Here is a 26,033-nt window from a genome sequence, read left to right on the forward strand (position 1 = left end):
ACACTATATGTATATGCTAAACAAATGATTGCTGTGCCTGACGTTTTGCATGGTGTCGAAAACTATTGTGCGGCATCGTCCACTTTCTTCCCAAAATCTACCACCATTTGATCAAGCTCCTCGCGGCTTGGAGTCGTCAGCATATAGAGAACATCGCCCTGAAGCTCTGCGAAAGCTGCTGGCATATCTTTTTTGACTTTAAAGTTATCCCGATATTTTTCAAGCAAGTCTGCCTCTGAATAAGCATAATGTGAGGTCGAACGGCGAGCGGTTGCCAAGCAGAATAATGGCTCCATGTGTGACTCAGGAAATGGCTCACCTGCCACAATAGCAGCATAACCCTTATAAAGATCGATTGAATGAGCGTAATTATAAACATCGATTGTAAAACCACCGGCCGGTCGATTATTGTATTCTAGGGCGATATAATCACCATCTTGACGGAAAAATTCTATGTGGAAAAAGCGCTCTTTCATGCCAAACGTTTTGACAATCGCTTCCCCATATTCACGAAGTTTTGGATCCATATCCTTGAGGATGTAATAGGAATTATCTGCTTTATAGAGCATCAAATCAAGCGGTGTGTGCGCATAGTCAAAGGTTGTCGAAAAGACAATATTTCCATTAGAATCAATCAGTCCATCAAAAGTACAGATCTCACTTGAAGTCACAAATTTTTCAAAGAAATAAACTGTTTCCTGATCCCATTCTGCCTTGAAACGATCAACATCTGCTCCTGTTTCAAGCTTGAAAGTGGCTGCTGCTCCAACACCATTGTCTGGCTTGGCAATCAGGGGAAGACCGATTTTATTGACAGCCAAATCCACACCGGACAGAGTTTTAACAACCTGACCTGGAACAACTGGCACACCAGCCTTTTTGAAGAATTTCTTCATTTCAGACTTAAACTTGGTCTTTTTCAGATCTTTTGGTTTGGCTCCGAAAATATTAAATTGCTCTCGCAACTGGGCATCCTGCTCCAGCCAGTATTCATTGTGGGACTCGATGCGGTCAATCGGACCATGTTTGTAGAAAAGGAAGGCAACTGCACGTTTGACTTCATCCAGATTTTCTAAATTTTCAACACGGAAATACTCAGTTAAAGCATCTTTCAACGGCTGATCTAGTTGGTCATAAGGCTCCTGACCGATACCAAGTACTGTAATGCCCTTGTTGGCCAGCTCAATTGTAAACTGCTGAAAATTTTGCGGATAGTAAGGGGAGATAACGATATAATTCATAGTAAGACTTCCTTTCTACTTGACATTTTAAAGACTTAACTGACTTAGGAAATAAGGCATCTGCTTGCGCCACCAAATCCAATCATGGGCCACATCATGCCCCCACTCAGAGAACCAAGCTGGAATATTTTTGTGCTCAAAAGCTTCTTTTAGGGTATAGAAGGATGGCAGGCCATCTTGTTCCCAATCACCCAGGCCAGTACAAATAATGATATCTGCTTGACGGTAACGGTCGATGAACCAACCGTCGTTTTGGTTCCAGATATAGTCAGCTGGCGAGTTTTGATAAATGGCTTCGTCGTTCAAATTGTCACCGACAAAAAAGCGAGCGTCGTAAACTCCGCTAAGGGCAATCACTTTATTGAAAACATCCGGATGCTGGAGGAAGAAATTAACAGCGTGATAAGCTCCCATAGAACAGCCGGTCGTCATCATCGGGTCAAACCAGCCAGTCTTGTGCTTGATAAATGGAATAGCCTCTTCAATGACATAACGCTCATAAGCACGGTGCATCTCAGCACGATCGTGGGGATGCTTCCAGTCCGCCAGCCAGCTTTCGCTATCCACGCTGCTCAAAGTGAAAAACTGAACCTTCCCTGTCTCGATGAACCAAGAGCAGGCTTCAATCATGCCAAAATCAGCATATTCATTGTGAGTGCCACCTGACGAAGCAAAGACCACTACTGGAATACCAGCATGACCATAACGATTGATATACATTTCTCGGCCTAGATTTCCACTCCAATGACTTAAAAATTCTACATGCATTTGTTTTCTCCTTTTAGCTTCTTTTCCTACCACTTTTCACTGATAAAGCGGAAACAGTCGGGTAGATTCTCTGCCCAGTCTACTTCATTGTGAATCGCTCCGGACTGGATTTTGATGTGCAGATTATCCAGCTCCACACCAGCAGCAATCAGCTGACGATAATAACTGAGCGAAGAATCGATATAGGCTTGTTTGATATTACCTGCCATGAGGGTCTTGTCCGTATCATCAGCTTCCTCCGTTCCAACATAGATGAAAATCCGCTGGTCAGGTTGTAGCTTCTGACGCTCTATATAACGGTCAAAGGCTTCCTGATGGAGCCAGTTAGCTGATGAAAAAACACCCAGACAGCCGACTTGGTCTTGATACTCAATGCCTATAAACTGAGTGATATTGCCCCCCAATGAGGAACCAATCATAGCTGTATGCTGGCGATCAGCCTTCGTCCGATAGTTTTCGTCAATAAAAGGTTTGACGACATCCATAACGAACTCTGCATACTCTGTTCCCTTGCCGCCGAACTGAATACCAGGAATATTGGACTCTTGAAACTTCCAGGCTGAGTATTCATTCATTCGTCTCGGACCGTCGTTATCAATGGCTACGACTATCATTTTTTCAATATCGGGATTGCGCTTGATTGTCGGAATCACTTTCCAAGAATGGCCACTGAAAGACTCCTTGCTATAAAGGACATTTTGGCCATCGTGAAAATAAACGACAGGATAGGTCTTTTCAGTATCTTGTTCATAGTTTTTCGGAAGCAGCACTCGCACGCGCCGCTTTTGTTTGGTGTAAGGAACCACCAACTCATGGGTTTTCATATCAAGGTAGAAATAGGATTTATTCATTTTCAGAAAACTTTCTATTTTCAAAAATTTTATTTATTATATCATAAAATTAGTAAAAAAGTTAGGCGTTTCCTAACTTTTTTGAGATTTTCGGTAAAATTCTGCTCTATTTATCTAAATAGGCCTCTAAATCTGCCAATGCCCGCTCAGCAATCTTCTCATAACGCTCTTTCTTATCACGAATCCGAGGACCATCTAGCTCTTTGATAATGCCAAAATTGACATTCATCGGCTGAAAATGCTTGCTATCAGCATGAGTGATATAATGCGGCAAACTACCGATGGCTGTCGTTTCTGGAAAGATAAGCGCTTCTTCTCCCTTGAAGAGTCGAGCCGCATTGATCCCAGCGACCAAACCGGAAGCCGCAGACTCAACATAGCCTTCAACGCCCGTCATCTGACCAGCAAAGAAAAGATTGGGCTGTTTCTTTAAGCGGAAAGTCTGCTCCAGCAGATTTGGAGAGTCCATGTAGGAGTTTCGATGCATAACACCGTAGCGAACAAATTCTGCATTCTCAAGACCAGGAATCATCTGAAAGACACGCTTTTGCTCACCCCACTTGAGATGAGTTTGGAATCCGACAATGTTGTAAAGACTGCCTGCGGCATTATCCTGACGAAGCTGCACCACAGCGTATGGGGTCTTAAAGTCTCCGTCACGAGGCCCTTGGTAGTCATCTGGATATTCTAAACCAACCGGCTTCATCGGTCCATAAAGCATGGTTTTAATGCCCCGCTTAGCCATAACTTCAATAGGCATACAGCCTTCAAAGTATTTTTCTTTTTCAAAGGAATTGAGCGGTGCTTCCTCCGCATTGACCAAAGCATCATGGAAATCCATAAATTCTTGCTTGGTCATGGGCGCGTTTAGATAGGCTGCTTCCCCCTTGTCATAGCGGGATTTGAGATAGACCTTGGTCATATCAATGGTATTGACATCAATGATTGGTGCTGCCGCATCGTAGAAATAAAAGCCGTCGCCCCCATTGAGCGCGTGTATTTTTTCTGCTAAAGCATCGCTAGTCAAGGGCCCTGTCGCAATGACTGTGATGGCATCTTCTGGAATTTCAGTGATTTCCTCACGAATGACTTCAATCAATGGATGATTGGTCACTTGCTCCGTTACCATCTGAGAAAAACCTTCTCTATCAACCGCTAGAGCACCACCTGCTAGCACTCGAGTCGCTTCTGCAGCTCTTAAAATGACCGAGTCCAACCGCCGCATTTCTTCCTTGAGCAGTCCAACTGCATTGGTCAGCGCATCTCCTCGCAGGGAGTTAGAGCAGACCAGTTCGGCAAAGTCTGCAGTTTTGTGCTGAGGAGTCGACTTGACACCCCGCATTTCATAGAGTTTGACTGGGATTCCGCGCTTGGCAATCTGGTAAGCTGCTTCACTGCCAGCAAGACCAGCTCCGATAACATTGATATAGGATGATGACATGATACTCTCCCTTGGATATTTCTAGATTTTCACTCTGACCATTATAACAAAAAGCTAGTAAAAAAGACAGACAGGAGAAGTCCCATCTGTCCATCATTTTGCCATTTTTTCCAAGTAAGCAATCTTAGCAAAATCCTTATGATTGTTATTATCATTTCGGTAAGAATCTTGAGAAGAGGCACGGTAGATAGCTAAAAACTGCTCTGCAGTTGGCAGTAGAAACAGAACACCTTCTACTTCTCTTCTAGTCAGCTCCGCTATTGGCACACCTGAAAATGCCTCCAAGGTTTCCATGACCCCAAATTCAACAGACAAGTCTTCTTTTTGAAATTCATGCTCATGCAGGTCAACTAAACGATAGCCTAGCCGCTCCATCATGGGCTCAATCCTGTCCATATCGTAAATACGTTCTTCGTCTGGTACTTCCCAGCCACGCTCATCACCGTGAACGTGAATGTCGATATCACGCGCCTTCCAGTCCTGACCAGAAACCTGCTCCAGTCCCAGAGATCCCATCAGCAATGGAATAATTCCCATCTTGTTCAGTTGAGACGCGATTTTAAGAAACTCTGCAAATTTATCCATCATAGCCTGTTCCTTATTTTTAAAAATAGATTGAACAATACAACTTATTTCACTTTTTCTTCTTGATAGTCGCCATTGCTGCAGACCACTTGCTTGCCGCCCCCACGAACTTTTTTTTCAACTAGATAGTGGTCGCATTTTGGACAGTTGCGCCCAACGGGCTTGTCCCAAGACGTGAAATCACAGTCTGGATAACGATCACAGCCATAGAAAATGCGATTCCGCTTAGTCTTACGCTCAATAACTTGACCTTTCTGGCATTGCGGGCAGGTCACGCCGATTTCCTTGACGATAGCCTGAGTGTGACGACAGTCTGGGAAATTGCTGCAGGCATAGAACTTGCCAAATCTCCCCAACTTGATGACCATCGGACTACCACAGACCTCACAGTCAAAACCAGCTGGTTCATCCTTGATTTGGATTTTCTCCATCTCGGATTCAGCTTTTGCTACTTCCTTTTCAAAAGGTTTGTAAAACTCATCAATAACCTTTTGCCACTGCTCTTTTCCGACTTCTACATCATCCAGTTTTGCTTCCATTTTGGCTGTAAATTGCACATTCACGATACCTGGGAAGAATTCAACAATCAGTGAATTGACTATTTCGCCTAATTCCGTTGGCTCAAAGCGCTTGGAAACCAGCTTAACATAGTAGCGTTTCTGAATGGTCTCAATGGTCGGTGCATAAGTAGACGGCCGACCAACGCCATTTTCTTCCAAGGTCTTGATGAGAGTTGCTTCTGAATAGCGAGCAGGCGGCTGAGTAAAGTGCTGTTCTGGATTGGTATTGACACGTTTGACTGTGTCCCCCTCTTCCATGTCTGGCAGCATTTTATTTTTGTCAGAGTCGTTGTAAATAGCCAGATAACCATCAAACTTGACCTGACTGCCATTAGCTGCAAATTGGACACCATTTTGCCCCAGCTTGACATTCATAGTATCAAAGACTGCTGCAGTCATTTGGCTGGCAACAAAGCGGTTCCAAATCAGCGTATAGAGCTTAAGCTGATCCTTATCCAGATACTTTGCGATGCTTTCTGGTGTGTTGAAAACACTGGAAGGACGAATGGCCTCATGGGCATCTTGAGCGCCAGAAGCGTTCTTGGCCTTGCTACCATGTTTGGAATATTTGGCGCCAAATTTATCCGTTATAAAGCTTGCTGCTTCATTTTGCGCTACTGGACTAATACGAGTCGAGTCGGTACGCATATACGTAATCAGACCTTGTACGCCAGAACCGATATTGATCCCCTTATAGAGCTGCTGGGCCACCATCATGGTCTTACGAGTCCGAAAATTAATCTTATTAGCAGCATCTTGCTGCATGGAGGACGTCGTGTAAGGCAGGGGAGCATTGCGTCGACGCTCTTTCTTTTCGACACTGTCGACTGTAAAGTCATCACCTTTGAGATGAGATAGGACTTCTTTGACCTCATCGTTATTAGTCAGCTTCATCTTTTTACCATTCATACCGTAAAAGCTGGCTTGAAATTGACGAGTTCCTTTCTTGAAGGTTCCGTCAATCGTCCAGTATTCTTCTGGTTTGAAGGCGTTGATTTCATTTTCCCGGTCGATAATCAGCTTGAGAGCGACAGACTGCACCCGCCCGGCCGACAAGCCTTTTTTGACCTTCTTCCAGAGAATGGGAGAAATGGAATAACCAACCAAACGGTCCAGAACTTGGCGAGCCTGCTGCGCATCAACCAAATCCATATCAATCTGGCGCGGCTCTTTAAAAGCGTTCTTGACTGCATCTTTGGTGATTTCATTAAAGACGACGCGGTTTTTCTCTTTCTCATCCAGATTAAGAATGTGAGCCAAATGCCAAGAAATAGCTTCTCCTTCGCGGTCCGGGTCACTTGCCAGAAAGACTTGCTTAGCTTTCTTTGCTTCTTTTTTTAAGTCATTAATCAAAGGACCTTTGCCACGGATATTGATGTATTGCGGCTCATAGTTATTCTCAAAATCAATGGACATAGTAGACTTTTTCAGGTCTCGAATATGTCCCACACTGGCTAGAACCTTATAGTTTCGTCCCAGATATTTTTCTATTGTTTTTGCCTTAGCAGGCGACTCTACGATGACAAGATTTTTCTTGGTCGTAGATTTTTTCTTTGTTTTTGTTACCAATTTAGACACCTTCTATCAGAAATAAAATCTCATAGAGTGTAAACTATTTTTTGATAGATGTCAACTACTAACTTTTCTTATAGGAAAACTTGTTTTAAAAATCAAACTCAGAAAGGACGTCAGAGCCTGATGTGATGCACTTTGCGCCCTCTTGAATCAAATGATGGCAACCGTCAGATTTTCCATCCAAAATTGATCCCGGAATTGCAAAAACATCCCGCCCTTCTTCCATTGCCCGCTCGCAGGTAATGAGACTGCCCGACCGCATTTTGGCTTCCGCCACAATGACGCCTCGGCAGAGACCGGCTATAATGCGATTCCGCTCTGGAAAATGAAATTTTAAAGGCTGTTCACCTGGACCATACTCCGTCAGCAATAGATGATTCTTACCAATATAAGCCTGTAATTTTTTATTGGCCTTGGGATAAAAAACATCCAAGCCCGTCCCAATAACAGCGATTGTCTGCCCCCCGTTTTGCAGGGCAGCCATGTGAGCTACGGTATCAATCCCACGAGCCAGTCCGCTGACGATGACCAGTTCGTTATTAAGCTCTTTGACAATCTTTTGAACCGAAGCATTGCCTTGCTTACTGCTATCTCGGCTGCCAACGACTGCAGCCTTAGGCAGCTCTAGCAGGTCTAGATTTCCCTGATAAAAGAGAAGAGTCGGAGCATCATAAATCTCGCATAAATCCCAAGGGTAAACATCGTCCAAGATAGAAAAGGATGGAAATCGGTCAAACTCTTCCTTCAAAGCTTGCAGATCGAGCCGCTTGTACTTTTCCATAAAGAGAGCAGGATTGCGGCATTCAGACACGACAGCCTTGTCTCGCAAAGAAAGCTCACTCTCTCTAGTCTCGGCATATCTCAAAACATTTAAGACCTGATGATTGGTCAAACCAGCTTTTTTCATTTTATAAATTTCAAAATTATTCATTTTTTCACCTCACTTTATTATTCGTAAAAGAAATAAAAAAGAGCTGAAAGACAGCTCAATTTTGAAAATCTTAGATTATAGTCTGTGATTACCCAAGCTGATTCAACAATGCCTGATAGATCCCAACTGTCTGGCATAAAGGTCTTGGTGACGGAGTTGATTTCCCTTTTGTTTGAGTGCAAGACCAACTTGATAAAAATACCACCAAGGTCCGTAGCTAGAAAATCGCTCTTCTTAGGCCTTTTCTTCCTTATGAATAGGAATTTCCTTAATCATCCGTGCTGGGTTGCCACCTAAGACCACATTATCACCAAAAGACTTGGTCACAACAGCTCCTGCTCCGACCACGACATTATCACCCAGCGTCACTCCTGGCAAGATCGTTACACCGCCGCCCGCCCAGAAGTTGTCACCAATCTTAATGGGCGCTCCGTATTCAACACCTGAATTTCTCTCTACTGGATCGAGCGGATGCAATGGCGTCAGCAGCTGGCAATTGGGACCCAGCATGGCATTTTTTCCGATGGTAATGGGACAAACATCTAGCATGGTCAGGTTCCAGTTAGAATAAAAATTTTCTCCAAGGTGGATGTTAACCCCATAATCACAGACCAAATCAGGCTTCATAGCTAGATTCTCCCCTGTGCTACCAAACCACTCCTTGATGATAGCGCTGCGTTTCTCACTATCTCGTTCTTGATTAAAGCGATACTGAAAATCTCTCGACCGAGCAGCTAATTCTCTCAATTCAGCATCCTGAGGGCTGTAATACTCCCCTGCAATCATTTTCTCATATTCACTGCTCATGCTTATCTCCTTTTCATGCGTGACAGATGGATGGTCAGATAGAGCTGCTCATCATCTGAAGTGTGATAATTGCGCGTTCGACGCAGATAATCACTAATCTTTTTGGTTGTTTCAAACGCTAAAGGATACTTGATTTTCAGCATATCAAACATATCATTATCTGGCAAATCTCGATGGCCTTCATTGGCCAAAACCCTCTGGCAGAAGAATTTGAGGTGGGTCATGAAGCGTTCGACGTAAATATCATGATCTTCTAAAGAGGTCTCCAGACTGTATTTGACAATGGTCAGGATTTCCTCCATGAGCTGAGTCAATTCTCTCGCAGCAGCTGTACCAGTCCCTAACTCCGCATTAACAAGGGTCAGGGCTATAAAAGCCGCCTCATCATCCGGCAGGTCCTTGCTCAGATAATCGCTCAAGAGCCGATTTGCAAACTTTCCGACCTCATATTCTTTTGGAAAGAACCGCTTGATATCCCAGAGCAGAAAATTTTTCATGTAAAGATCGTCCTGCAGACGCAGGGTAACACCGTAGATATGGTCCGCCACAGCTAAAAAAGCACTGTCCTTCAGCTTACTCTCCAGATGATTATGGGCAAAAGTGATAATCTGATCGGCCATTTCCATGATTTCAGCTGGCAGATCCATGAGGAGTTCTCTTTCCTGCTCAGAAGAAACATAGCGTTTTTCGATTAGGTCGGTTGGAATCTCGTCTCCTACCTTGCGACCAAAAGCCAAGCCGCACCCCATTAAAATCACTTCCTGTCCTTCAGCTTCAGAAAGGACGACATTGTTGTTCAGTATTTTAGTAATAATCATCTTTTACCTCTCAGGGCTTTTTATTATGGACTTATCATGGATTTCACCGGTTCAAAACTTCTGCGATGAATCGGTGTGACACCGTATTTTTCCAGTCCTTCCAGATGCAATTTGGTGCCATAACCAGCATTCTGGGCAAAGTCATAGCCTGGATAAACCTGATCAAAATCTGTCATCATCTTGTCCCTCGTTACCTTGGCCACGATGGAAGCCGCAGCGATGGACAAGGAATTAGCATCACCCTTGATGATGGACTGCTGAGGAAAGGGCAAGTCTAACTTCATCGCGTCAATCAAAAGGCAATCCGGCTTTATCTTGAGCTGGGCTACAGCTTCTACCATGGCTAGCTTGGTTGCTTCATAGATATTGACTCGGTCAATCGTTTGATTGTCCATAATCCCCAAGCCAACGGCTAAGGCTTGATCTAGCACCGCTTGATAAATTTCATGATGCCTTTTCTTGGGAATCTTCTTACTGTCATTCAGACCTTTGATTTTACAGTCAGGAGGCAGAATGACTGCTGCTGCAACCACTGGACCCGCTAAAGGACCTCGTCCGACTTCATCAATGCCAGCCAGGACTTGAAATCCCTGACTGTACAGTTCTTTTTCATAACGCAGCATAAACTCCAGACGCAGGTCTTCATCTAGCTCTGCTTGGATTTCTTTTTGGCGCTTGAGTAGCAGTTTTTGAACACCGCTCCGCTCATCCTGCTTTAAAGCCTGAAAAAGTGGATCCTGCAAGTCAGAAACTTGAGCTAGCTGCTCTTGGATTTCCTTAATCGTGGGCATCCAATTCCTCCAGACCATCCAGTGTATAACGACCTAAGCGCCCATCACGCACTTCCTTGACAAAGAGGCTGTAAAAGCGATCGTAGTCCTCTCTGAAGCCCAATTTCTGGGTCATATCCATAATCATGTCTGGCGCTTCCAGCTCTAAATCCAGCTGCTTAAAGCGCTCCTGCAGTGCCTTAGGATAATGCTCTTTGAAATAATTGAGTCCGAAAATCGTGACCTCATCCATTGGTAGCAAATTGTCCTTGATAGCACCCGTCAAAGCGAGTTTCAAAGCCACCATTTCATCTTCAAATTTTGGCCAAAGAATCCCCGGTGTGTCTAGAATTTCCAAATCCTTATTGGACTTGAGCCACTGCTGACCTTTGGTGACCCCTGGTTTATTGCCGACTATCGCAATTTTCTTACCAGCTAGCCGGTTCATCAGCGTGGACTTTCCAGCATTGGGAATCCCGATAATCATAGTTCGCAGGGTTTCAATTTGAATTCCTCTTTCCCGCTGGCGAACTAGCTTATCAGCCATCAATTTCTTAGCTGCTTCGGTTACTTTTTTGACTGCAGATTGCTCCTTAGAGTTAATAGCCAAGGTTTTGATTCCCTGACCTTCAAAATAAGCCTGCCATTCCTTGGTTAAGGTCGGATCTGCCAGGTCAGCCTTGTTTAAAATCAATAACTTGGGCTTGTCCCCAACAATTTTAGTCAGCATAGGATTTTGACTGGATAAAGGCAGCCTCGCATCCACCAAAATCGTCACAAAATCTACAAATTTAATATTTTCTTGAACCTGTCTCCGAGCCTTGGACATGTGGCCTGGAAACCATTGAATCGTTGCCATAATATTTCTCCTATTGAGTCTAATTTCTCATTGAAAAAAGCCATTAAAAGGGCTCTGTTTACGTTTATTATAGCAGAAAAGACCAAAAATGTCGCAAGGCAATGCTGAAATCATGAGAAACTTTGACAGGCTTCGCCATTAAAGAAGCGCTCAAGTATTTCGTAGCCCTGCCCGAAAATATTAGCTGCGTATTTATGGATAACCATAGTCCTGATAATGGCACAGCCATTGATATTACCCTAAAGCTTTCTGAGCGGAAGGCTGGTGTCCTAAGCTTTTGCAGCTTTGTTTTTTCAGCTCTCGTCATCTTTGAATACATCTATAATTTCTTTGATAAGAAAAAACAACATGATTCCATAATTGTTGGAGTCATGTTATTTTTGTATAAACGCTTTAATTTACCTGTACAAATTGCCAAAAAGTCTCAATAGCATCAGAAACTTAACCAAGCATAGTCCTCAACTGAAAATATTAGCTCATTTCCTGCTGGGACTCTCTTTCCAGATTCACCCTAACATCCGCTTTGGAGCAACGCTTGTATGCCCTCTTTCCCAAGAACGCTTGAATAGTCGCCTTGAGACAGGTAGACCAGATCAGTCCAGTGCAATCAGCTCTTCTGGATTAAAGTAAAATTGACCATTAAGCGGATAATTGCTGGTGCCGTTGGACAGATGGATTGTGTCATCGATCCCCTCTTAGTTGCTAGCTGTGACATGATAGAGTGACATTATTTCTCCTTTGCATTCAGCTTCTCTCAAGATTAGCTGTATAAGATCGCCTTCCCAACTCGTACACAGACAAATGCCGATATTGGACTTAAAATCTATCTCTAAATCGCCTCTGTAGTGAAACTGCGGCTTTCCAGTACCTTCAGCATGGCATCAGCTGTATCCAAGGCTGTAAAGAGTGGAACTCCGTGCTCAATAGCTGAGCGGCGGATAATTTGACCATGCTTGTCAGCTGTGCGCTTGGTCCCAACCGTATTAATAATAGCCTGAACCTTGCCCTTGCGGATATAGGCTGGGATGTCCTTGTCATCATCACTGCCGATTTTTTCTACAAGTCGGACGTGTAGAGCATGATTTTCAAAATAAGAGGCTGTTCCCTTGGTTGCCCAGATACTATAGCCGATATTGGCAAAGCGCTGAGCCAGCTGCAGGGCTTCTTCCTTACTATCATCTGCGATAGTAAAGACAATATTGCCGAAGTTTGGCAGATGAAGATAGGAAGCCTCAAAAGCCTTGTAGAGAGCTTTTTCCAGGGTGCGGTCACTGCCCATGACTTCACCAGTAGACTTCATTTCAGGTCCCAAGAGACTATCGACCTTAGCCAGCTTGGTAAAGGAGAAAACCGGAGCCTTGATATGAATCATGGAACTTTCTGGATGGAGGCCATCTTCATAGCCCAGCTCTGCCAAGGTTTCCCCAAGGATCAAACGAGTCGCTACTTGCGCCATCGGAATATCGGTCACCTTGGACAAGAAAGGAACAGTCCGGCTGGCCCGTGGATTGACCTCAATGACATAGACCTGCTCATCTTTGATGACGAACTGAATATTCATCATGCCGATACAGTTCAGTCCCAGAGCCAAACGCTTGGTGTAGTCTGCAATAGTATCCTTGACTTTCTGTGACAGGGTTTGAGGAGGATAGGCAGCCATGGAATCCCCTGAATGAACCCCAGCCCGCTCGATATGCTCCATAATCCCAGGAATCAAGACCTGACGGCCGTCAGAAATGGCGTCCACTTCACACTCGTCACCGACAATGTAAGAATCCACCAAAACCGGATGGTCTGGACTGGCCTTAACCGCTGTCCGCATATAAGAGCGTAGATCCGCTTCGTTTTCTACGATTTCCATGGCACGGCCACCCAAGACATAGGAAGGTCGCACCAGAACGGGGAATCCAATTTTACGAGCAGCCTCTACTGCTTCCTCTTCATTAGTGGCCGTCTGACCCGGCGGCTGCGGAATATCCAGCTCCTTCAGAGCTTGCTCAAAGAGATCCCGATCCTCAGCCCGATCCAAGTCCGCCACCTGAGTCCCCAGAATCCTAACGCCAGCCTTAAACAGAGGCTCTGCCAGATTGATGGCTGTTTGACCGCCAAACTGAACAATAACCCCCTTAGGTTGCTCCAGATCAATGACATTCATAACATCTTCGAAGGTCAGCGGCTCAAAATAGAGCTTGTCAGAGACAGAAAAGTCAGTCGATACAGTCTCTGGATTGCTGTTCATAATAATCGCTTCGTAGCCAGCTGCCTGAATAGCCTTTACAGAATGAACAGTCGCATAGTCAAATTCGACTCCCTGCCCGATTCGGATAGGACCAGAGCCCAGCACTAGAACTGATTCCTTGCTGGATTTGACAGATTCATTCTCAAAGCCATAGGTAGAGTAGAAATAAGGCGTAGCAGACTCGAACTCAGCAGCACAGGTATCGACCATCTTGTAAACCGGCACAATCTTCTGCTCCTGTCGGATGCGACGCACCTGCTCGGCTGTCATGTCCCACAAGGCAGCAATCTTAGTATCCGCAAAGCCATTTTGCTTGGCCTTCTTGAGCACATAACTATCTCCGATATGACTAAGCAGTTCCTGCTCGATTTCGTAAATGTGGAGTAGCTTATCCAGGAAAAAGACATCAATCTTGGTCAGCTCGGCAATTTCATCTGGACTGTAACCACGGCGAATAGCCTCTGAGATGTAGAAAATCCGGTCGTCTTGCGCCTTGACAATCTTCCTCATCAGCTCATCATCGCTTACTTGTCTGAGAGCAGGCAGCTCATTGTGGTCCGCACCAACTTCAAGAGAACGGCAGGCCTTGAGCAGACTCTCCTCGATATTGCGGCCGATAGCCATGACTTCGCCTGTCGCCTTCATCTGGGTTCCCAGACGGCGCTCACCCTGCTCAAATTTATCAAATGGAAAGCGTGGAATTTTAGCGACCACATAGTCCAGAGCCGGCTCAAACATAGCATAGGTAGAGCCTGTCACTGGATTGATGATTTCATCCAATGTAAGCCCGACTGCGATTTTAGCCGCCAGCTTGGCAATCGGATAGCCAGTTGCCTTAGAGGCTAAAGCTGATGAGCGAGAAACCCGCGGATTTACCTCGATGACATAGTATTTGAAACTATGCGGATCCAGAGCCAGCTGCACATTACAGCCGCCCTCAATCTTCAGCGCACGAATAATCTTGAGACTGGCATCCCGCAGCATCTGGTATTCATAGTCTGAGATAGTCTGACTAGGTGCAAAGACGATAGAATCCCCTGTATGGATGCCGACTGGGTCAAAGTTTTCCATATTACATACGACCAGCGCATTGTCGGCGCCATCCCGCATGACTTCGTATTCGATTTCCTTAAACCCTGCTATAGAGCGCTCGATTAGACACTGAGTAACCGGAGAGAGTTTGAGGCCATTTTCTGCGATTTCCTGCAGCTCTTCCTTATTGCTACAGATACCGCCGCCAGTTCCTCCCAGTGTAAATGCCGGACGGACAATGACTGGATAACCGATATCAGCCGCAAATTCCAGCGCTTCATCAACTGTATTGACAATTTCTGACTCAGGGATGGGCTGACCTAGCTCTTCCATCAGCTGCTTGAAAAGGTCTCGGTCTTCTGCTTGGTCAATGGCCGATAACTTGGTCCCTAAGAGCTCCACACCCAACTCTTCTAGGAGCCCTGACTTGGATAATTCCATGGCCATATTGAGTCCAGTCTGACCACCCAGAGTAGGCAGAAGAGCATCTGGCCGCTCCTTGCGCAGAATCCGCGCAACAAACTCCAGCGTGATAGGCTCGATATAAACCCGATCCGCAATTTCCTTGTCCGTCATGATGGTCGCCGGGTTGGAATTAACCAAGACGACACTGTAGCCCTCTTCTTTCAAGGACAGGCATGCCTGAGTCCCTGCATAGTCAAACTCCGCAGCCTGACCAATGACAATCGGACCAGAACCAATGACCATAATTTTCTGAATATCTTTACGTTTTGGCATCTTTTACCTCGTTTTCTATTGTCTATGTCCCTGCATAAACTTAAATATACTGGCAAGCAAATTTGAATATAAATCTCCTAGCGCTGGGTTAGGAATCCTTTGAATGAATCTCTTGGAAAGTATCCATCATCTCCATAAATTCATCAAAGAGATAGCTGGCATCATGAGGGCCAGGTGCAGCATCAGGGTGAAATTGAACAGAGAAGGCCGGGTAATATCTGTGGCGCACTCCTTCAACGGATTTATCATTGATTTCTTCATGGGTCACAATTAAGCATGCCGGTAAATCCTCACGGCTAACTGCATAACCGTGATTTTGACTAGTAAAGTCAACTCGGCCTGTCGCAATCTCACGTACCGCATGATTGAAGCCACGATGACCGAACTTCATCTTATGCGTCCTAGCACCATTGGCCATTGAGAAGAGCTGATGCCCCATACAGATACCAAAAATCGGAATCTTGCCCTGAACTCCCCGAATCATCTCCAGAGCCTCTGGCACATCCTCTGGATTGCCTGGACCATTAGACAGCATGACTCCGTCGGGATTGAGCTGCAAAATTTCCTCGGCGCTGGTATCATAAGGTACCACTGTCACACTGCAGTTGCGCTTGGCTAGCTCTCGCAAAATAGAGTGTTTGAGACCAAAGTCCACCAATACCACGCTGCGGCCAGTTCCCGGAGCGGGGTAGGCTTGCTTAGCAGACACCTGCTTGATATTATCCGTTGGTAGGACTGTTGCCTGCAGCTGATCCTGGATGTGCTCAATCGTATCCTCTGCATTGGCAAGTGTCGCCTTCATGGTTCCGTGTTGGCGGATAACCTTTGTCAGTGCCCTTGTATCAATTCCTGAAATTCCTGGAATATCCTTCATTTTGAGAAACTCATCCAAAGACATTTGATTTCGCCAATTGCTTGCGCGGCGGGCATGTTCATAAACAACCACCCCCTTGCAGGTCGGGCGGATAGACTCATAATCATCGCGATTAATGCCATAATTTCCCACAATCGGATAGGTAAAGGTTAAAATCTGACCATTATAAGATTGGTCTGTAATCGACTCTTGATAGCCCGTCATACCTGTGTTAAAGACAATTTCTCCTGTCACACTAAGGTCAGCTCCAAAAGCCTCTCCTTCAAAAATCATGCCATTTTCCAATACTAAAAGTCTTTTTGTCATTGTCTCCTCCTTCTGTACCCAACTAACCCAAAGAATTAGTTGAGGGATTCAATTCACTTAACTGCAGTCACAGATTCTTGCTATCTATATAATAAGAGGGAGCAGGATGACCCTGTTTGAGTCCAACCCCACTCCCAACCGAAATATCTGAGATTATTTACGTCCTTTGAGAACTGCCTCAATGATGGCCATTCTGACAAAAACACCATTGGTCATTTGTTCTACGATACGAGATTTTGGAGCCTCAACCAAGTGATCTGCAATTTCCACATCGCGGTTGACAGGCGCTGGGTGCATCAGGATAGCGGTATCCTTCATACGGTCATAGCGCTCTTGCGTCAAACCATGAAGTTTATGATAATTTTCCTTAGAGAAAATAGAGTTGTAGTCATGTCGCTCATGCTGCACGCGCAGGAACATCATCACGTCCACCTGGTCAATTACTTCATCAATCGTTACGAATTTACCATAATCAGCAAACTCCGCGCTTCTCCACTCATCTGGACCAGCAAAGAAGAGCTCGGCACCGAGACGTTTCAAGATTTGCATATTAGACTTGGCTACACGAGAGTGATCGAGGTCACCGGCAATAGCCACTTTCAAACCATCGAAATGGCCGAATTCTTGGTAAATTGTCATCAAGTCAAGTAGGCTTTGGCTTGGGTGCTGACCAGAACCATCACCGCCATTTACGATGGAAGTTGTAATCGTTGGACTTTCGACCAATTCTTTATAGTAATCCACCTCGGGGTGACGGATAACACAGACGTCTACACCGATAGCCGACATAGTCAAAATCGTGTCATATAAGGTTTCTCCCTTATTGACTGAGCTTGTCTTGACATCAAAGTCAAGCAGGTCACATCCAAGTTTCAATTCTGCTACTTCAAAAGCCTTGTGAGTCCGAGTCGAAGGTTCAAAGAAGAGATTCGCAACGATATGCTGCTCATCGTAATGAACCTTTGCGCCGTTTTTGAATTCAATCCCGCGCTTAATCAGGGCCATCACTTCTTCGTTAGTGAGGTGTTCCATAGATACAAGGTTTTTAAGTGCGATTTGATTTGATGACATGATGTTATACTCCTTTTATATTAAAAACGTTGAACAAATGTAGCAAGCTTGTCAGCCTAATTTTTAGGTTCTGGCAGGATGAGGTAGAGTGCAATTCCTAGAACAGTTGATAGAGCAACTCCTGAAATTTGCAGACCTGATAGTTGCAGGGTCAGACCACCGATACCAGATACCAAAATGACACTGGCAATCAGCAGGTTCTTTTTGTTGTCAAGATTGGTTTGCGCTTCAATCAGAATTTTAAGACCACTGGAAGCAATTACCCCAAATAAAGCAATCGAAATGCCTCCCAAAACTGGGCTTGGAATCGATTGGAGCAGGGCAGAAACCTTGCCCACGAAACTCATGACAATGGCCAGTACTGCAGCACCAGCAATCACATAAACACTGTAGATTTTATTGAGCGCCATAACCCCGATATTTTCACCATAGCTGGTCACCGGCGGAGCACCAAAGATACCCGCGATGACCTGAGCCAGACCATCCCCAGCCAAGGTCTTATCCAAACCAGGCTCTTTAAAGAAATCCTTGCCTGTCAAGCTATTCAGAACCATAACATGCCCAAAGTGCTCTGTCATCGTTACAAAGGCGATCGGTGCCATTGTTAAGATTGCACTTGGATACAATTTAAAATCATAATCTAAAAACGGAAGATTCATTGGCGGAACGTGGAACCAAGAAGCTTTTGTCACGTTGGCGAAGGAGATAATCTCCTGACCTGTCACTGCTCCGGCAATCAAAGCAAAGATATATCCAACAATCAAGCCCAGCAGAACCGGAATAATACCAACGATTTTCTTACCGTAGATGTTAAAGAGAATGACGCATAGAAGGGTTACCATGCCGATAGCAAAGTAGGTGATGTCGTAGACCTTCTGGTCTCCAACAGTCTTATACATCACATCGCCAACAGCTGTACCCGCTAGACTCAGGCCAATCACCATGATGATAGGCCCTACCACTACTGGCGGCAAAATCTTATCAATCCAAGCATTCCCTGCGAATTTCACGATGAGGGCTACGATAAAGTAGACCAGACCGCCCGTGATGGCACCTTGCGCCACTGCTGCAATCCCATCTGTCTTCATCAGCATTTGCATGGCAGCGATATAAGCGAAACTCGAACCCATATAAGCAGGAATCTTGTACTTGGTCACTGTCAAGTGAGCCAGCGTACCTAAACCACTTGAAAACAGGGCTACCGCTGGGTCAATTCCCACCAGAATCGGAACCAAGACCGTCGCACCAAACATGGCGAACAAATGCTGGAATGAAAGTCCTAAGAGTAAACCAGGTTTTGGCATATCATGGACATCGTATTTAACTTCTTGACTCATGATGCATCCTCCTCTACGATGAGGACTCGGTCCTGACCATCTTTTTCTGTCATTTCGACAATGATTTCCTCTCGACGGCTAGTTGGAATATTTTTACCAACGTAATCTGCTCGAATCGGCAATTCGCGATGACCACGGTCAACCAGAACCGCCAAACTGACACGAGATGGCCTGCCATGACTGACCAGATTGTCAATAGCTGCGCGAATGGTCCGCCCTGTATAGAGAACATCGTCCACCAGAATCACTTCACGGTCAGTAATATCAAATGGAATCAGTGTTGTATCTTCCTCGACCTTGACATCATCCCGAAAAGGCTTGGTATCCACTTCACCGACTGGAATATCGATATTTTCCAACTGAGCCAGTCGCTGCTGGATGCGCTTGGCAATGAAAACCCCTCTGGTCTTAATGCCCGCCAAAACAATCTGGCTTAAATCCTTGTTGCGCTCGATGATTTCATAAGTAATCCGTGTAATGGCACGGTTCATGGTGATGTCATCGACAACTTCTTTTGTCTTCATCTAAACCTCCTAAAAGCATAAGAAAAAGTCCCCTTTACAAGGAGACTTCAGAAAATATAGACAGGCTGGCACAAGACGCACTTGTTTACACTCCGCCCATCATTTTTACTTTGCTCCTTGCCCATCTCTCTGGATAGAATTAAAGGATTATTTAATTTTTTATACTATATCACAAATTAAAAACTATTTCAAGAAAAAAATTATGTTTTTTATGATTATCTTAGATAAGCATCAGTGATTAGCTTCTTTATCCGCTTTTTCCTTATCTTTTGGATCCTTTTGATTTTCTTTGTCTGCTGCTTGAGCTGGCTCATCATCTAATGCAGGCTTTTCGGCAGCTGGCACTTCTTCTGATGATGGTTTTGAAGAAACTTCTGCGTCAACAACCCGCTCGCTAAGTTCTGCTTCAGGAGATGCAGCTGGATGCTCGGCATCTTTTGGAGCTTGCTGGCTGCTTGCTTCAGCTGAAGCTTGCTTGTCAGATGCTTCCTTCTCTTGTGAAACCCTTCCGTCAGCTTCGCTTTCGTTTGCCACTTCCTTATTTTCTTCAGTTTTGTTTTGAGTAGCTTCTTGATTTTTTAAAGCAGTAATTTCTTCAGCTTTTGCATCCGCAGGCTGATTATTTTCAATACTGCCTCCCTGTACATCTGGGAAATGCTGTGCCAAAGCCTTTGGAATTTGCTTTTCATTCAATTCAAGCTCTGCTTTGGGAATATGATTGTCGCTGACATTGATGTAGGTCACCGTCTTATTTGGCTCCTGCAGTGCCAAGGTTGTGATTTTATTCTTGTTGACAGCGAGATTGTCTAAAGCCCTAAACTGATTAATTCCTTCCAAGTTTTTCAGCTCATTCTCAGCCAAGTTTAAATTCTTCAAGGAAGACTGAGTGGCTGGAATGTCTAAAGTTTTAATCTTGTTTTGTGTTGCGGACAAGGTAACTAAGTTCTTAGCAGCTTCAATTCCTGCTAGTGAAGTCAAGCGATTGCCATTTAGGCTTAGAGTTGTCAGATTTGGATTAGATTTCAGGAAGTTCAAGCTCTCAACATTGGAATTGTCAGCTGTAAGTTCTTCAAGATGGGAAGCTTTGAGTGTATTGAGATTTAAGTTTGGGTTGTTGGATAAGAAAAGCCTTGTTAAATCTTCTTTTTGGCTCAGAGCAGAAACATCTTGCAGTTGATTGTGCTCTAAACTCACTGCTTTTAATTTTGAAAGTTTCGACAAAGCAGAAATATCAGAAATATTATTGTAGTCAAGATTCAATGACTCTAGATTTTTCAGCTTAGCCAAAGGCGAGATATCGGTAATCTCATTTCCCGCTGCTGCGACTGTTTTCAAATTTGGATAATCCTTCAGGAAGGACAAGTCAGTAATCCCATTCTGCGAAATGTCTAAGCCTTCCAAGCTTGGAATTTCTTTTAAGAAATCATAGTTGGTAACGCCCGTCTTAGTCATCCACAGCTGTTTTAAATGCTTAAATTGCAGGACTGGTCTGATGTCCTTTATCGGAGTAAAGCCAATTCCCAGAACTTCAATATTCGGCATTAGATCTAAACCTTTTCGTTCCAAAGGATCTTTGCGTTGGCCGATATTTAAGTATTTTACAGTTGCCAGCCAAGCTTTCATCTTTTCCGTATCCGTCTCATCTGATGGGAATGGGGTATCTGCCGTAGCATGTAAAATATCTTCAATGATTTCATCATCAAATCCTAGAGCTTTCAAGGTTGCCATACCGACTGCGTCATGAGCGTGAGGATTTCCATGAGGGTCAAAAGACTTGGTCGTATCAATCTCGCTGATCAAGGTCGAATGACTATGATCGCCGTGCGGGTAGATGAATACCTTTCCTTTATCCGTATCACTCACTTGAATCAAGCTTTCATCGATTCCTAATTGCTGAGCCAAATAGGCTTTCTTCTTAGCAATTTCTTCTTCCTCGTCTGATGGTTTTGGCGCAGGCTCAGGTGTAGGAGTCGGTGCTGGTGCCGGCGATGGTTCTGGTGAAGGCTGTGCGTGCCCTCGTCGGCCATAATAAGCATCTTCAGCAGCTTTCTTATGTTCTGCTGGAATCAACGACTCCCACTGCGAAGCAATCAGCTGCTCATAAGGAATAAAATGAGTATGGCCATTATGATCTGCCAACAAGCCTGTAGCCAGCTTGCCCGTTACACCTGTGCCCTTAAATAAGAATCCATCACTTGTAGGGTAATCAATCCCAGCAAACTGCCGCTTATTTGTACCTTGCTGCTGTGGAGAAGATGGTACAGGACTCGGCTGATAAATATGTCCCGTGGCATTGCCAGAGAGGTTTGGACGATAAGTTGGTACTTGTGCAAGATTAGCTACAGACTGCTTCAAAATGTAATGGTAATGATCACCGTGGCGCACCACGTAGCCGTATTGGTCTTCTGACACGATGTCTTTAGGATTAAAAACATAGCCATCATCGGCAGTGTTCATTTGATTTGTCAGCTGAGCAGAGCCAGAGCCCGCAGGCGCTTGCCCATCTTTTGGTATCAGATAGGCCCATTTACTATTTTTTAAATCAGAATAAAAAATAAAATGCGTATGGCCATCATGCTCTAAAATCAGACCTTCACTAGTTCTAGCCTTAATTTGAGACTCGCTTTTAAAAAGAAAGCCATCATCCGTCGGCTTATCAACACCAGGAACTGCCCTATTTTTACTAGCTTTGCTTTCTTTTTTCACCTCTCGCTTAACTTTTACCTTTTCCTTGCTGTTCTCCTGGTGAGATGACTGAGACTGGCAAGCCGCCAAGCAAAGGTTACAAGCTAAAACAATTCCTGCTAAACTTAACAATTTTTTATTGAATGTCATATTTCCTCCTCGATGTTTAACCGGTTAATTATTAACTAGTTAACTATATCACACAAAGCAGATATTGGCAAGAAAAAAATAGAGACAAAATAAAAAACAGAAAAAATCTGTTTTTCATCTCCTATTATAACTATCTAAGCTTTTTGCTTCTTTGAAAAAGAAAGGGTTTTGATTCCGTAAAAGACAAAGCCAAAGACCAGATAAGCCACAAAGATAATCACGCACATCTTGATGACATAGGGCCATTTGTATTTAAAAACATTCAAAAAAAAGTAAGGAAAGGGATTATCTTTTGATTTCGGAATAGGGATTTGCGTTACAAAGCCATTAAATAAGGCAAAAGCCATGTAAACTAAAGGTACGCTTGTCCAAGAAATGGGATCAAACCAGCGATACTGCCGACTTTTGTCAAATACAAGACTGTCAAAGAAAAACATGAGCGGCACAATGTAATGACAAAGGAAATTTTCCAGCCGATAAAAATCTGTCGCAATCGGTGCCAAGAGCAAGTGATAAACGACGCAGGTAATCATGATACACATGGTCACGCCGCCCTTTACCCGCAAGAGCTTAGAGCTGTCCCAGTCATTGTCCGTCCACATTCTAAAAATGAGGTAGGCGATAAATAAAAGAACCAGAAGATTGGACAAGACCGTGTAGTACATCAGCATCCCCCAGCCGTATTTAGCGATTTCCAGATAGACTCCGACAAAAGCTAAAATCAGAAGAAGGAGGCGATAAGCAAAAATTACTTTTTTATTCATAGTGCTTCTCAGATTTTTTTGACAAATTCTGACTTGAGCTTCATCGCACCAAATCCATCAATCTTACAGTCGATATTGTGGTCGCCTTCGACAATACGGATATTTTTCACACGAGTTCCTTGTTTGAGATCCTTAGGAGCACCTTTAACCTTCAAATCTTTAATCAGCGTCACCGTATCGCCGTCAGCCAACTGATTTCCGTTTGCATCAATAGCCACTGGACCAGCTTCTCCTGCTGCAACTTCTGCTGGATCCCATTCATAGGCACATTCTGGGCAAACCAAGAGAACACCGTCTTCATAAACGTATTCTGAGTTACATTTTGGGCAATTTGGCAAATTATTCATTAAATCATTTCTCCTTATCGGCGGACATACATTCAGAAAAAGAACAGAACCTGAATGACATCCATATTTTACCGTCTTATTATACGATATTTTATCTTATTTGACAAATAAGTCCGGAAAATCATCCTATTTTTAAAAATTTTCTTGACTTTTCTGACAAAACAGTGTACTATTCTAGTGTATATACACCTAACAAAAAGGAGATTGTTATGAAACCAAAATCTAAAAATCAGTTTATGACACTGACTGCTTTTTTGACAGCATTAGCCATCGTTATCCCACTGGTCATGCCGATTAAGATTGTCATTCCGCCTGCTTCCTTCACCTTGGCCAGTCACGTTGCAATCTTTCTGGCCATGTTCATCTCACCTCTCATGACAGTGATTGTCGTCCTAGGCTCTACTATCGGATTTTTTATGTCCGGTCTCCCTTTCATCATCACCCTGAGAGCCCTGTCTCACCTGCTCTTCGGTACTATCGGAGCTCTTTATCTGCAAAAGCATCCTGAAACACTGGACAGTCAGAAAAAGACTTGGATCTTTAATTTTGTGCTGGCCCTGATTCATGCCTTTGGTGAGGTAGTGGTCTGCATTCTCTTTTATACGACAACAGCCTATCCGGCGAATGCCTTCTATATCTTATTCGGTTTGGTCGGACTTGGTACAATCGTTCATAGCATGGTGGACTTTATCATTGCAAAATTTGTCTATCAGGCTCTAAAAAAGATTCGTTAAACCTTGAATCTTCTAAAGTTTTGATTTACAATGAAGATATGACAAAAAAACGAAGAAATGATTTATTAGAGCTTTTAAAAGAAGCTCGTCAACCTTTAAACGGTCAATTTTTAGCTGAACAATTTCATGTCACTCGCCAGATTATCGTTCAGGATATTGCCCTGCTGCGAGCCGACGGTGCTCCTATTATCAGTACCAATAGAGGTTATGTCTATAAAGAAAGCAACGTACCTGCCCATTTTCATCGGCTTTTTAAGCTTAAACACAAGGCGGATGATATCGAAGCCGAACTTTTGACCATCGTTGATAATGGCGGACGAGTGCAAAATATCATGATTGAACATCCTGTCTATGGGGAAATCCAGACCTATCTGAAATTGACCTGCCGCCGCGATGTGCAACAATTTTTGCAGCAGATCACAGAGAGCGATTTTCGTGCCTTATCCGAGCTAACAAATGGAATTCACTACCATTTAATCGAGGCAGATTCTCCGCAGGACTTAGACTATATCGAGGAAGCCTTAGCTACACTGGGCTTTCTGCAAGAATAAACGCGACACAAATATTCTAGATTGAACCAGTTTTGAAAGGAAGTCAAAGCTGGTTTTTCCATTTTGAAATGACCAAGAAACTTTGTCAACTTCCTAGAAATAAGGTAGAATAAGAGAAAAGAAATCTGTAGGGGGACAGAATGGCAGCAAAAGCAAAATACCAAATTATCATGGATAAAATTATCAGGGATATTGAGAAGGGAAGGCTTACTACAGGGCAAAAGATTCCCTCCGTCCGCAAGCTGGCAGACCGCTACCACTGCAGTAAAGATACTGCTCAGAAGGCCTTGATTGAGCTTCGTTATCAGAAGTACATTTATGCCGTGCCTAAGAGTGGCTACTATGTCTTGGAAAATAACCAGAAGGAAAAGGAAGATATCAAGCTGGCTGTGACAGATGACCGCCACCAAGCCTACGAAGACTTCCGCCTGTGTGTTAATGAAACACTGATTGGTCGAGAAAACTATCTTTTCAACTACTATTCCCAACAAGAAGGATTGGAGGAGCTGCGACAGTCAGTCCAGCGCTTGCTCTTGGACTCCGCAATCTACACTTCTGCAGACAATCTGATTTTGACTTCCGGCACCCAACAAGCCCTCTACATTCTCTCTCAGATTGACTTCCCAAATGGCAAAGACACCATTCTGGTTGAGCAACCAACCTATCATCGGATCAATGATTTACTGCTAAATCAGAAACTGCCTTATGAGACGATTGAACGTAAACCGACAGGTATTGACCTGAAAGAGTTAGAGACGATTTTTCAAACAAGGCGGATTAAGTTTTTCTATACGATTCCCCGTTTCCATTATCCTCTGGGACATTCCTACAGCCGTCAAGAAAAGGAAGAAATTCTTGCCCTCGCTGAGCGTTATGATGTCTATATCGTTGAAGACGACTATCTGGCCGACTTTGATAGCAAGCGAGAACTGCCTTTTCACTATCTAGATGACAGCCAGCATGTCCTCTATATCAAGTCTTTTTCTACCAGTCTCTTTCCTGCCCTGCGCATCACAGCCTTGGCTCTGCCACCACAGATTCAGAAGACATTTCTTGATTATAAAAGAGCGGTTGACTACGACAGCAACCTCATCATGCAAAAGTCTCTCTCCCTCTATATCGACAATCTGATGTTTGAAAAAAATCGTCTGGCATTATTAAAACGACTAGAAACTGAAAAAAATAAGGCACAATTCCTCTTGGACTCTAGTAATTTCCCTCTGCCACACCAGTTGACAACAGATGGCGTGATTTTTGACCTCAAATCCCTCCCCTCGGTCAGCTCCCTCAAACATAGCAAGCTGCCGCTGGACTTTTTTGAAAGCAGCTACATTCAGACCTGCCCCTACCACTACGCTAAGCTACAGTTTGATGATTTAAAAGAAAATCTGGAAAAATTAAAAGACTATCTAAAAAAGAGAGTGGGACAGACAGCCATGACGACATAGCCGTCACCCACAGAAACACGAAAATAA

Annotated in this window: 23 protein-coding genes; 4 read left to right on the plus strand and 19 right to left on the minus strand. The window is 44.1% G+C overall.

What is annotated here, in order from left to right; all coding sequences use genetic code 11:
- Positions 1-62: 62 nt before the first annotated feature.
- The 11 genes from SSIN_RS01425 to ylqF all read right to left on the minus strand — a co-directional run bounded on the left by SSIN_RS01425 (position 63) and on the right by ylqF (position 11,206).
- Positions 63-1,241, minus strand: a complete 1,179-nt coding sequence (locus tag SSIN_RS01425; protein WP_037614920.1) for an ATP-grasp domain-containing protein — start codon at positions 1,239-1,241, stop codon at positions 63-65.
- Between the two features lie 27 nt (positions 1,242-1,268).
- Positions 1,269-2,009: an esterase family protein gene (locus SSIN_RS01430; protein WP_037614922.1), complete on the minus strand. Its 741-nt coding sequence runs from the start codon at positions 2,007-2,009 to the stop codon at positions 1,269-1,271.
- Positions 2,010-2,035: 26 nt separating this feature from the next.
- Positions 2,036-2,860, minus strand: a complete 825-nt coding sequence (locus SSIN_RS01435) for an alpha/beta hydrolase (RefSeq protein WP_037614924.1) — start codon at positions 2,858-2,860, stop codon at positions 2,036-2,038.
- Positions 2,861-2,966: 106 nt separating this feature from the next.
- Entirely contained in the window at positions 2,967-4,301 is a 1,335-nt protein-coding gene (trmFO, locus tag SSIN_RS01440; RefSeq protein ID WP_037614926.1) for a methylenetetrahydrofolate--tRNA-(uracil(54)-C(5))-methyltransferase (FADH(2)-oxidizing) TrmFO, read from the minus strand.
- A gap of 93 nt (positions 4,302-4,394) precedes the next feature.
- A complete protein-coding gene (locus SSIN_RS01445) occupies positions 4,395-4,889 on the minus strand; it encodes a hypothetical protein (RefSeq protein WP_037614929.1) in 495 nt (164 codons plus the stop codon).
- Between the two features lie 41 nt (positions 4,890-4,930).
- Positions 4,931-7,024 carry a type I DNA topoisomerase gene (topA, locus tag SSIN_RS01450; protein WP_156956264.1) on the minus strand — a complete coding sequence of 698 codons (2,094 nt, stop codon included), beginning with the start codon at positions 7,022-7,024 and terminating at the stop codon, positions 4,931-4,933.
- 85 nt (positions 7,025-7,109) lie between these two features.
- Complete coding sequence (gene dprA / locus SSIN_RS01455; protein ID WP_037614933.1) at positions 7,110-7,952, minus strand: DNA-processing protein DprA; 843 nt, start codon at positions 7,950-7,952, stop codon at positions 7,110-7,112.
- Between the two features lie 234 nt (positions 7,953-8,186).
- Complete coding sequence (locus SSIN_RS01460; RefSeq protein ID WP_037614935.1) at positions 8,187-8,759, minus strand: sugar O-acetyltransferase; 573 nt, start codon at positions 8,757-8,759, stop codon at positions 8,187-8,189.
- 2 nt (positions 8,760-8,761) lie between these two features.
- Entirely contained in the window at positions 8,762-9,577 is an 816-nt protein-coding gene (locus SSIN_RS01465; protein ID WP_037614937.1) for a PRD domain-containing protein, read from the minus strand.
- A 23-nt stretch (positions 9,578-9,600) separates the two neighbouring features.
- Complete coding sequence (locus SSIN_RS01470; protein ID WP_037614939.1) at positions 9,601-10,368, minus strand: ribonuclease HII; 768 nt, start codon at positions 10,366-10,368, stop codon at positions 9,601-9,603.
- Positions 10,355-11,206: a ribosome biogenesis GTPase YlqF gene (gene ylqF / locus SSIN_RS01475; protein ID WP_037614941.1), complete on the minus strand. Its 852-nt coding sequence runs from the start codon at positions 11,204-11,206 to the stop codon at positions 10,355-10,357. The genes SSIN_RS01470 and ylqF overlap by 14 nt, the downstream gene beginning before the upstream one ends.
- Positions 11,207-11,328: 122 nt before the next feature.
- Between ylqF and SSIN_RS01480 the strand changes: the two genes are divergently transcribed.
- Positions 11,329-11,637: a hypothetical protein gene (locus SSIN_RS01480; protein ID WP_037614943.1), complete on the plus strand. Its 309-nt coding sequence runs from the start codon at positions 11,329-11,331 to the stop codon at positions 11,635-11,637.
- A 398-nt stretch (positions 11,638-12,035) separates the two neighbouring features.
- Here the strand turns inward: SSIN_RS01480 and carB are convergent, their stop codons facing one another.
- The 8 genes from carB to SSIN_RS01520 all read right to left on the minus strand — a co-directional run bounded on the left by carB (position 12,036) and on the right by SSIN_RS01520 (position 23,273).
- Positions 12,036-15,215, minus strand: coding sequence for a carbamoyl-phosphate synthase large subunit (gene carB, locus SSIN_RS01485; protein WP_037614945.1), 3,180 nt, complete (start codon positions 15,213-15,215; stop codon positions 12,036-12,038).
- An 88-nt stretch (positions 15,216-15,303) separates the two neighbouring features.
- Entirely contained in the window at positions 15,304-16,395 is a 1,092-nt protein-coding gene (locus SSIN_RS01490) for a carbamoyl phosphate synthase small subunit (RefSeq protein WP_037614947.1), read from the minus strand.
- A gap of 153 nt (positions 16,396-16,548) precedes the next feature.
- Positions 16,549-17,466 (minus strand): aspartate carbamoyltransferase catalytic subunit, encoded by a 918-nt coding sequence (locus SSIN_RS01495; protein ID WP_037614949.1) that lies wholly within the window; start codon positions 17,464-17,466, stop codon positions 16,549-16,551.
- A 56-nt stretch (positions 17,467-17,522) separates the two neighbouring features.
- Positions 17,523-18,803 carry a uracil-xanthine permease family protein gene (locus tag SSIN_RS01500; RefSeq protein ID WP_037614951.1) on the minus strand — a complete coding sequence of 427 codons (1,281 nt, stop codon included), beginning with the start codon at positions 18,801-18,803 and terminating at the stop codon, positions 17,523-17,525.
- On the minus strand, positions 18,800-19,327 hold the full coding sequence (gene pyrR / locus SSIN_RS01505; RefSeq protein ID WP_037614953.1) for a bifunctional pyr operon transcriptional regulator/uracil phosphoribosyltransferase PyrR: 528 nt from the start codon (positions 19,325-19,327) through the stop codon (positions 18,800-18,802). The genes SSIN_RS01500 and pyrR overlap by 4 nt, the downstream gene beginning before the upstream one ends.
- Positions 19,328-19,558: 231 nt before the next feature.
- Positions 19,559-22,162, minus strand: a complete 2,604-nt coding sequence (locus SSIN_RS01510; RefSeq protein ID WP_037614955.1) for a pneumococcal-type histidine triad protein — start codon at positions 22,160-22,162, stop codon at positions 19,559-19,561.
- Positions 22,163-22,296: 134 nt separating this feature from the next.
- Positions 22,297-22,926, minus strand: a complete 630-nt coding sequence (locus SSIN_RS01515; RefSeq protein WP_037614957.1) for a Pr6Pr family membrane protein — start codon at positions 22,924-22,926, stop codon at positions 22,297-22,299.
- Positions 22,927-22,934: 8 nt separating this feature from the next.
- Complete coding sequence (locus SSIN_RS01520; RefSeq protein WP_005590197.1) at positions 22,935-23,273, minus strand: zinc ribbon domain-containing protein YjdM; 339 nt, start codon at positions 23,271-23,273, stop codon at positions 22,935-22,937.
- 209 nt (positions 23,274-23,482) lie between these two features.
- On the opposite strand from SSIN_RS01520, the gene SSIN_RS01525 reads away from it, so the two are divergent.
- The 3 genes from SSIN_RS01525 to SSIN_RS01535 all read left to right on the plus strand — a co-directional run bounded on the left by SSIN_RS01525 (position 23,483) and on the right by SSIN_RS01535 (position 26,006).
- Positions 23,483-24,007, plus strand: a complete 525-nt coding sequence (locus tag SSIN_RS01525) for an ECF transporter S component (RefSeq protein WP_037614959.1) — start codon at positions 23,483-23,485, stop codon at positions 24,005-24,007.
- Positions 24,008-24,045: 38 nt separating this feature from the next.
- Positions 24,046-24,558 carry a transcription repressor NadR gene (locus tag SSIN_RS01530; protein ID WP_037614960.1) on the plus strand — a complete coding sequence of 171 codons (513 nt, stop codon included), beginning with the start codon at positions 24,046-24,048 and terminating at the stop codon, positions 24,556-24,558.
- Between the two features lie 140 nt (positions 24,559-24,698).
- Positions 24,699-26,006, plus strand: coding sequence for an aminotransferase-like domain-containing protein (locus SSIN_RS01535; protein WP_037614962.1), 1,308 nt, complete (start codon positions 24,699-24,701; stop codon positions 26,004-26,006).
- Positions 26,007-26,033 lie beyond the last annotated feature (27 nt).

The organism is Streptococcus sinensis, from assembly GCF_000767835.1.
Classification (GTDB): Bacteria; Bacillota; Bacilli; order Lactobacillales; family Streptococcaceae; genus Streptococcus; species Streptococcus sinensis.

What these genes read in the sequence shown, in the direction of transcription:
- SSIN_RS01425 (WP_037614920.1), bottom strand. Translation starts at nt 1,241, where the DNA reads ATGAATTATATCGTTATCTCCCCTTACTATCCGCAAAATTTTCAGCAG.
- SSIN_RS01430 (WP_037614922.1), bottom strand. Translation starts at nt 2,009, where the DNA reads ATGCATGTAGAATTTTTAAGTCATTGGAGTGGAAATCTAGGCCGAGAA.
- SSIN_RS01435 (WP_037614924.1), bottom strand. Translation starts at nt 2,860, where the DNA reads ATGAATAAATCCTATTTCTACCTTGATATGAAAACCCATGAGTTGGTG.
- trmFO (WP_037614926.1), bottom strand. Translation starts at nt 4,301, where the DNA reads ATGTCATCATCCTATATCAATGTTATCGGAGCTGGTCTTGCTGGCAGT.
- SSIN_RS01445 (WP_037614929.1), bottom strand. Translation starts at nt 4,889, where the DNA reads ATGATGGATAAATTTGCAGAGTTTCTTAAAATCGCGTCTCAACTGAAC.
- dprA (WP_037614933.1), bottom strand. Translation starts at nt 7,952, where the DNA reads ATGAATAATTTTGAAATTTATAAAATGAAAAAAGCTGGTTTGACCAAT.
- SSIN_RS01460 (WP_037614935.1), bottom strand. Translation starts at nt 8,759, where the DNA reads ATGAGCAGTGAATATGAGAAAATGATTGCAGGGGAGTATTACAGCCCT.
- SSIN_RS01465 (WP_037614937.1), bottom strand. Translation starts at nt 9,577, where the DNA reads ATGATTATTACTAAAATACTGAACAACAATGTCGTCCTTTCTGAAGCT.
- SSIN_RS01470 (WP_037614939.1), bottom strand. Translation starts at nt 10,368, where the DNA reads ATGCCCACGATTAAGGAAATCCAAGAGCAGCTAGCTCAAGTTTCTGAC.
- ylqF (WP_037614941.1), bottom strand. Translation starts at nt 11,206, where the DNA reads ATGGCAACGATTCAATGGTTTCCAGGCCACATGTCCAAGGCTCGGAGA.
- carB (WP_037614945.1), bottom strand. Translation starts at nt 15,215, where the DNA reads ATGCCAAAACGTAAAGATATTCAGAAAATTATGGTCATTGGTTCTGGT.
- SSIN_RS01490 (WP_037614947.1), bottom strand. Translation starts at nt 16,395, where the DNA reads ATGACAAAAAGACTTTTAGTATTGGAAAATGGCATGATTTTTGAAGGA.
- SSIN_RS01495 (WP_037614949.1), bottom strand. Translation starts at nt 17,466, where the DNA reads ATGTCATCAAATCAAATCGCACTTAAAAACCTTGTATCTATGGAACAC.
- SSIN_RS01500 (WP_037614951.1), bottom strand. Translation starts at nt 18,803, where the DNA reads ATGAGTCAAGAAGTTAAATACGATGTCCATGATATGCCAAAACCTGGT.
- pyrR (WP_037614953.1), bottom strand. Translation starts at nt 19,327, where the DNA reads ATGAAGACAAAAGAAGTTGTCGATGACATCACCATGAACCGTGCCATT.
- SSIN_RS01510 (WP_037614955.1), bottom strand. Translation starts at nt 22,162, where the DNA reads ATGACATTCAATAAAAAATTGTTAAGTTTAGCAGGAATTGTTTTAGCT.
- SSIN_RS01515 (WP_037614957.1), bottom strand. Translation starts at nt 22,926, where the DNA reads ATGAATAAAAAAGTAATTTTTGCTTATCGCCTCCTTCTTCTGATTTTA.
- SSIN_RS01520 (WP_005590197.1), bottom strand. Translation starts at nt 23,273, where the DNA reads ATGAATAATTTGCCAAATTGCCCAAAATGTAACTCAGAATACGTTTAT.
- SSIN_RS01525 (WP_037614959.1), top strand. Translation starts at nt 23,483, where the DNA reads ATGAAACCAAAATCTAAAAATCAGTTTATGACACTGACTGCTTTTTTG.
- SSIN_RS01530 (WP_037614960.1), top strand. Translation starts at nt 24,046, where the DNA reads ATGACAAAAAAACGAAGAAATGATTTATTAGAGCTTTTAAAAGAAGCT.
- SSIN_RS01535 (WP_037614962.1), top strand. Translation starts at nt 24,699, where the DNA reads ATGGCAGCAAAAGCAAAATACCAAATTATCATGGATAAAATTATCAGG.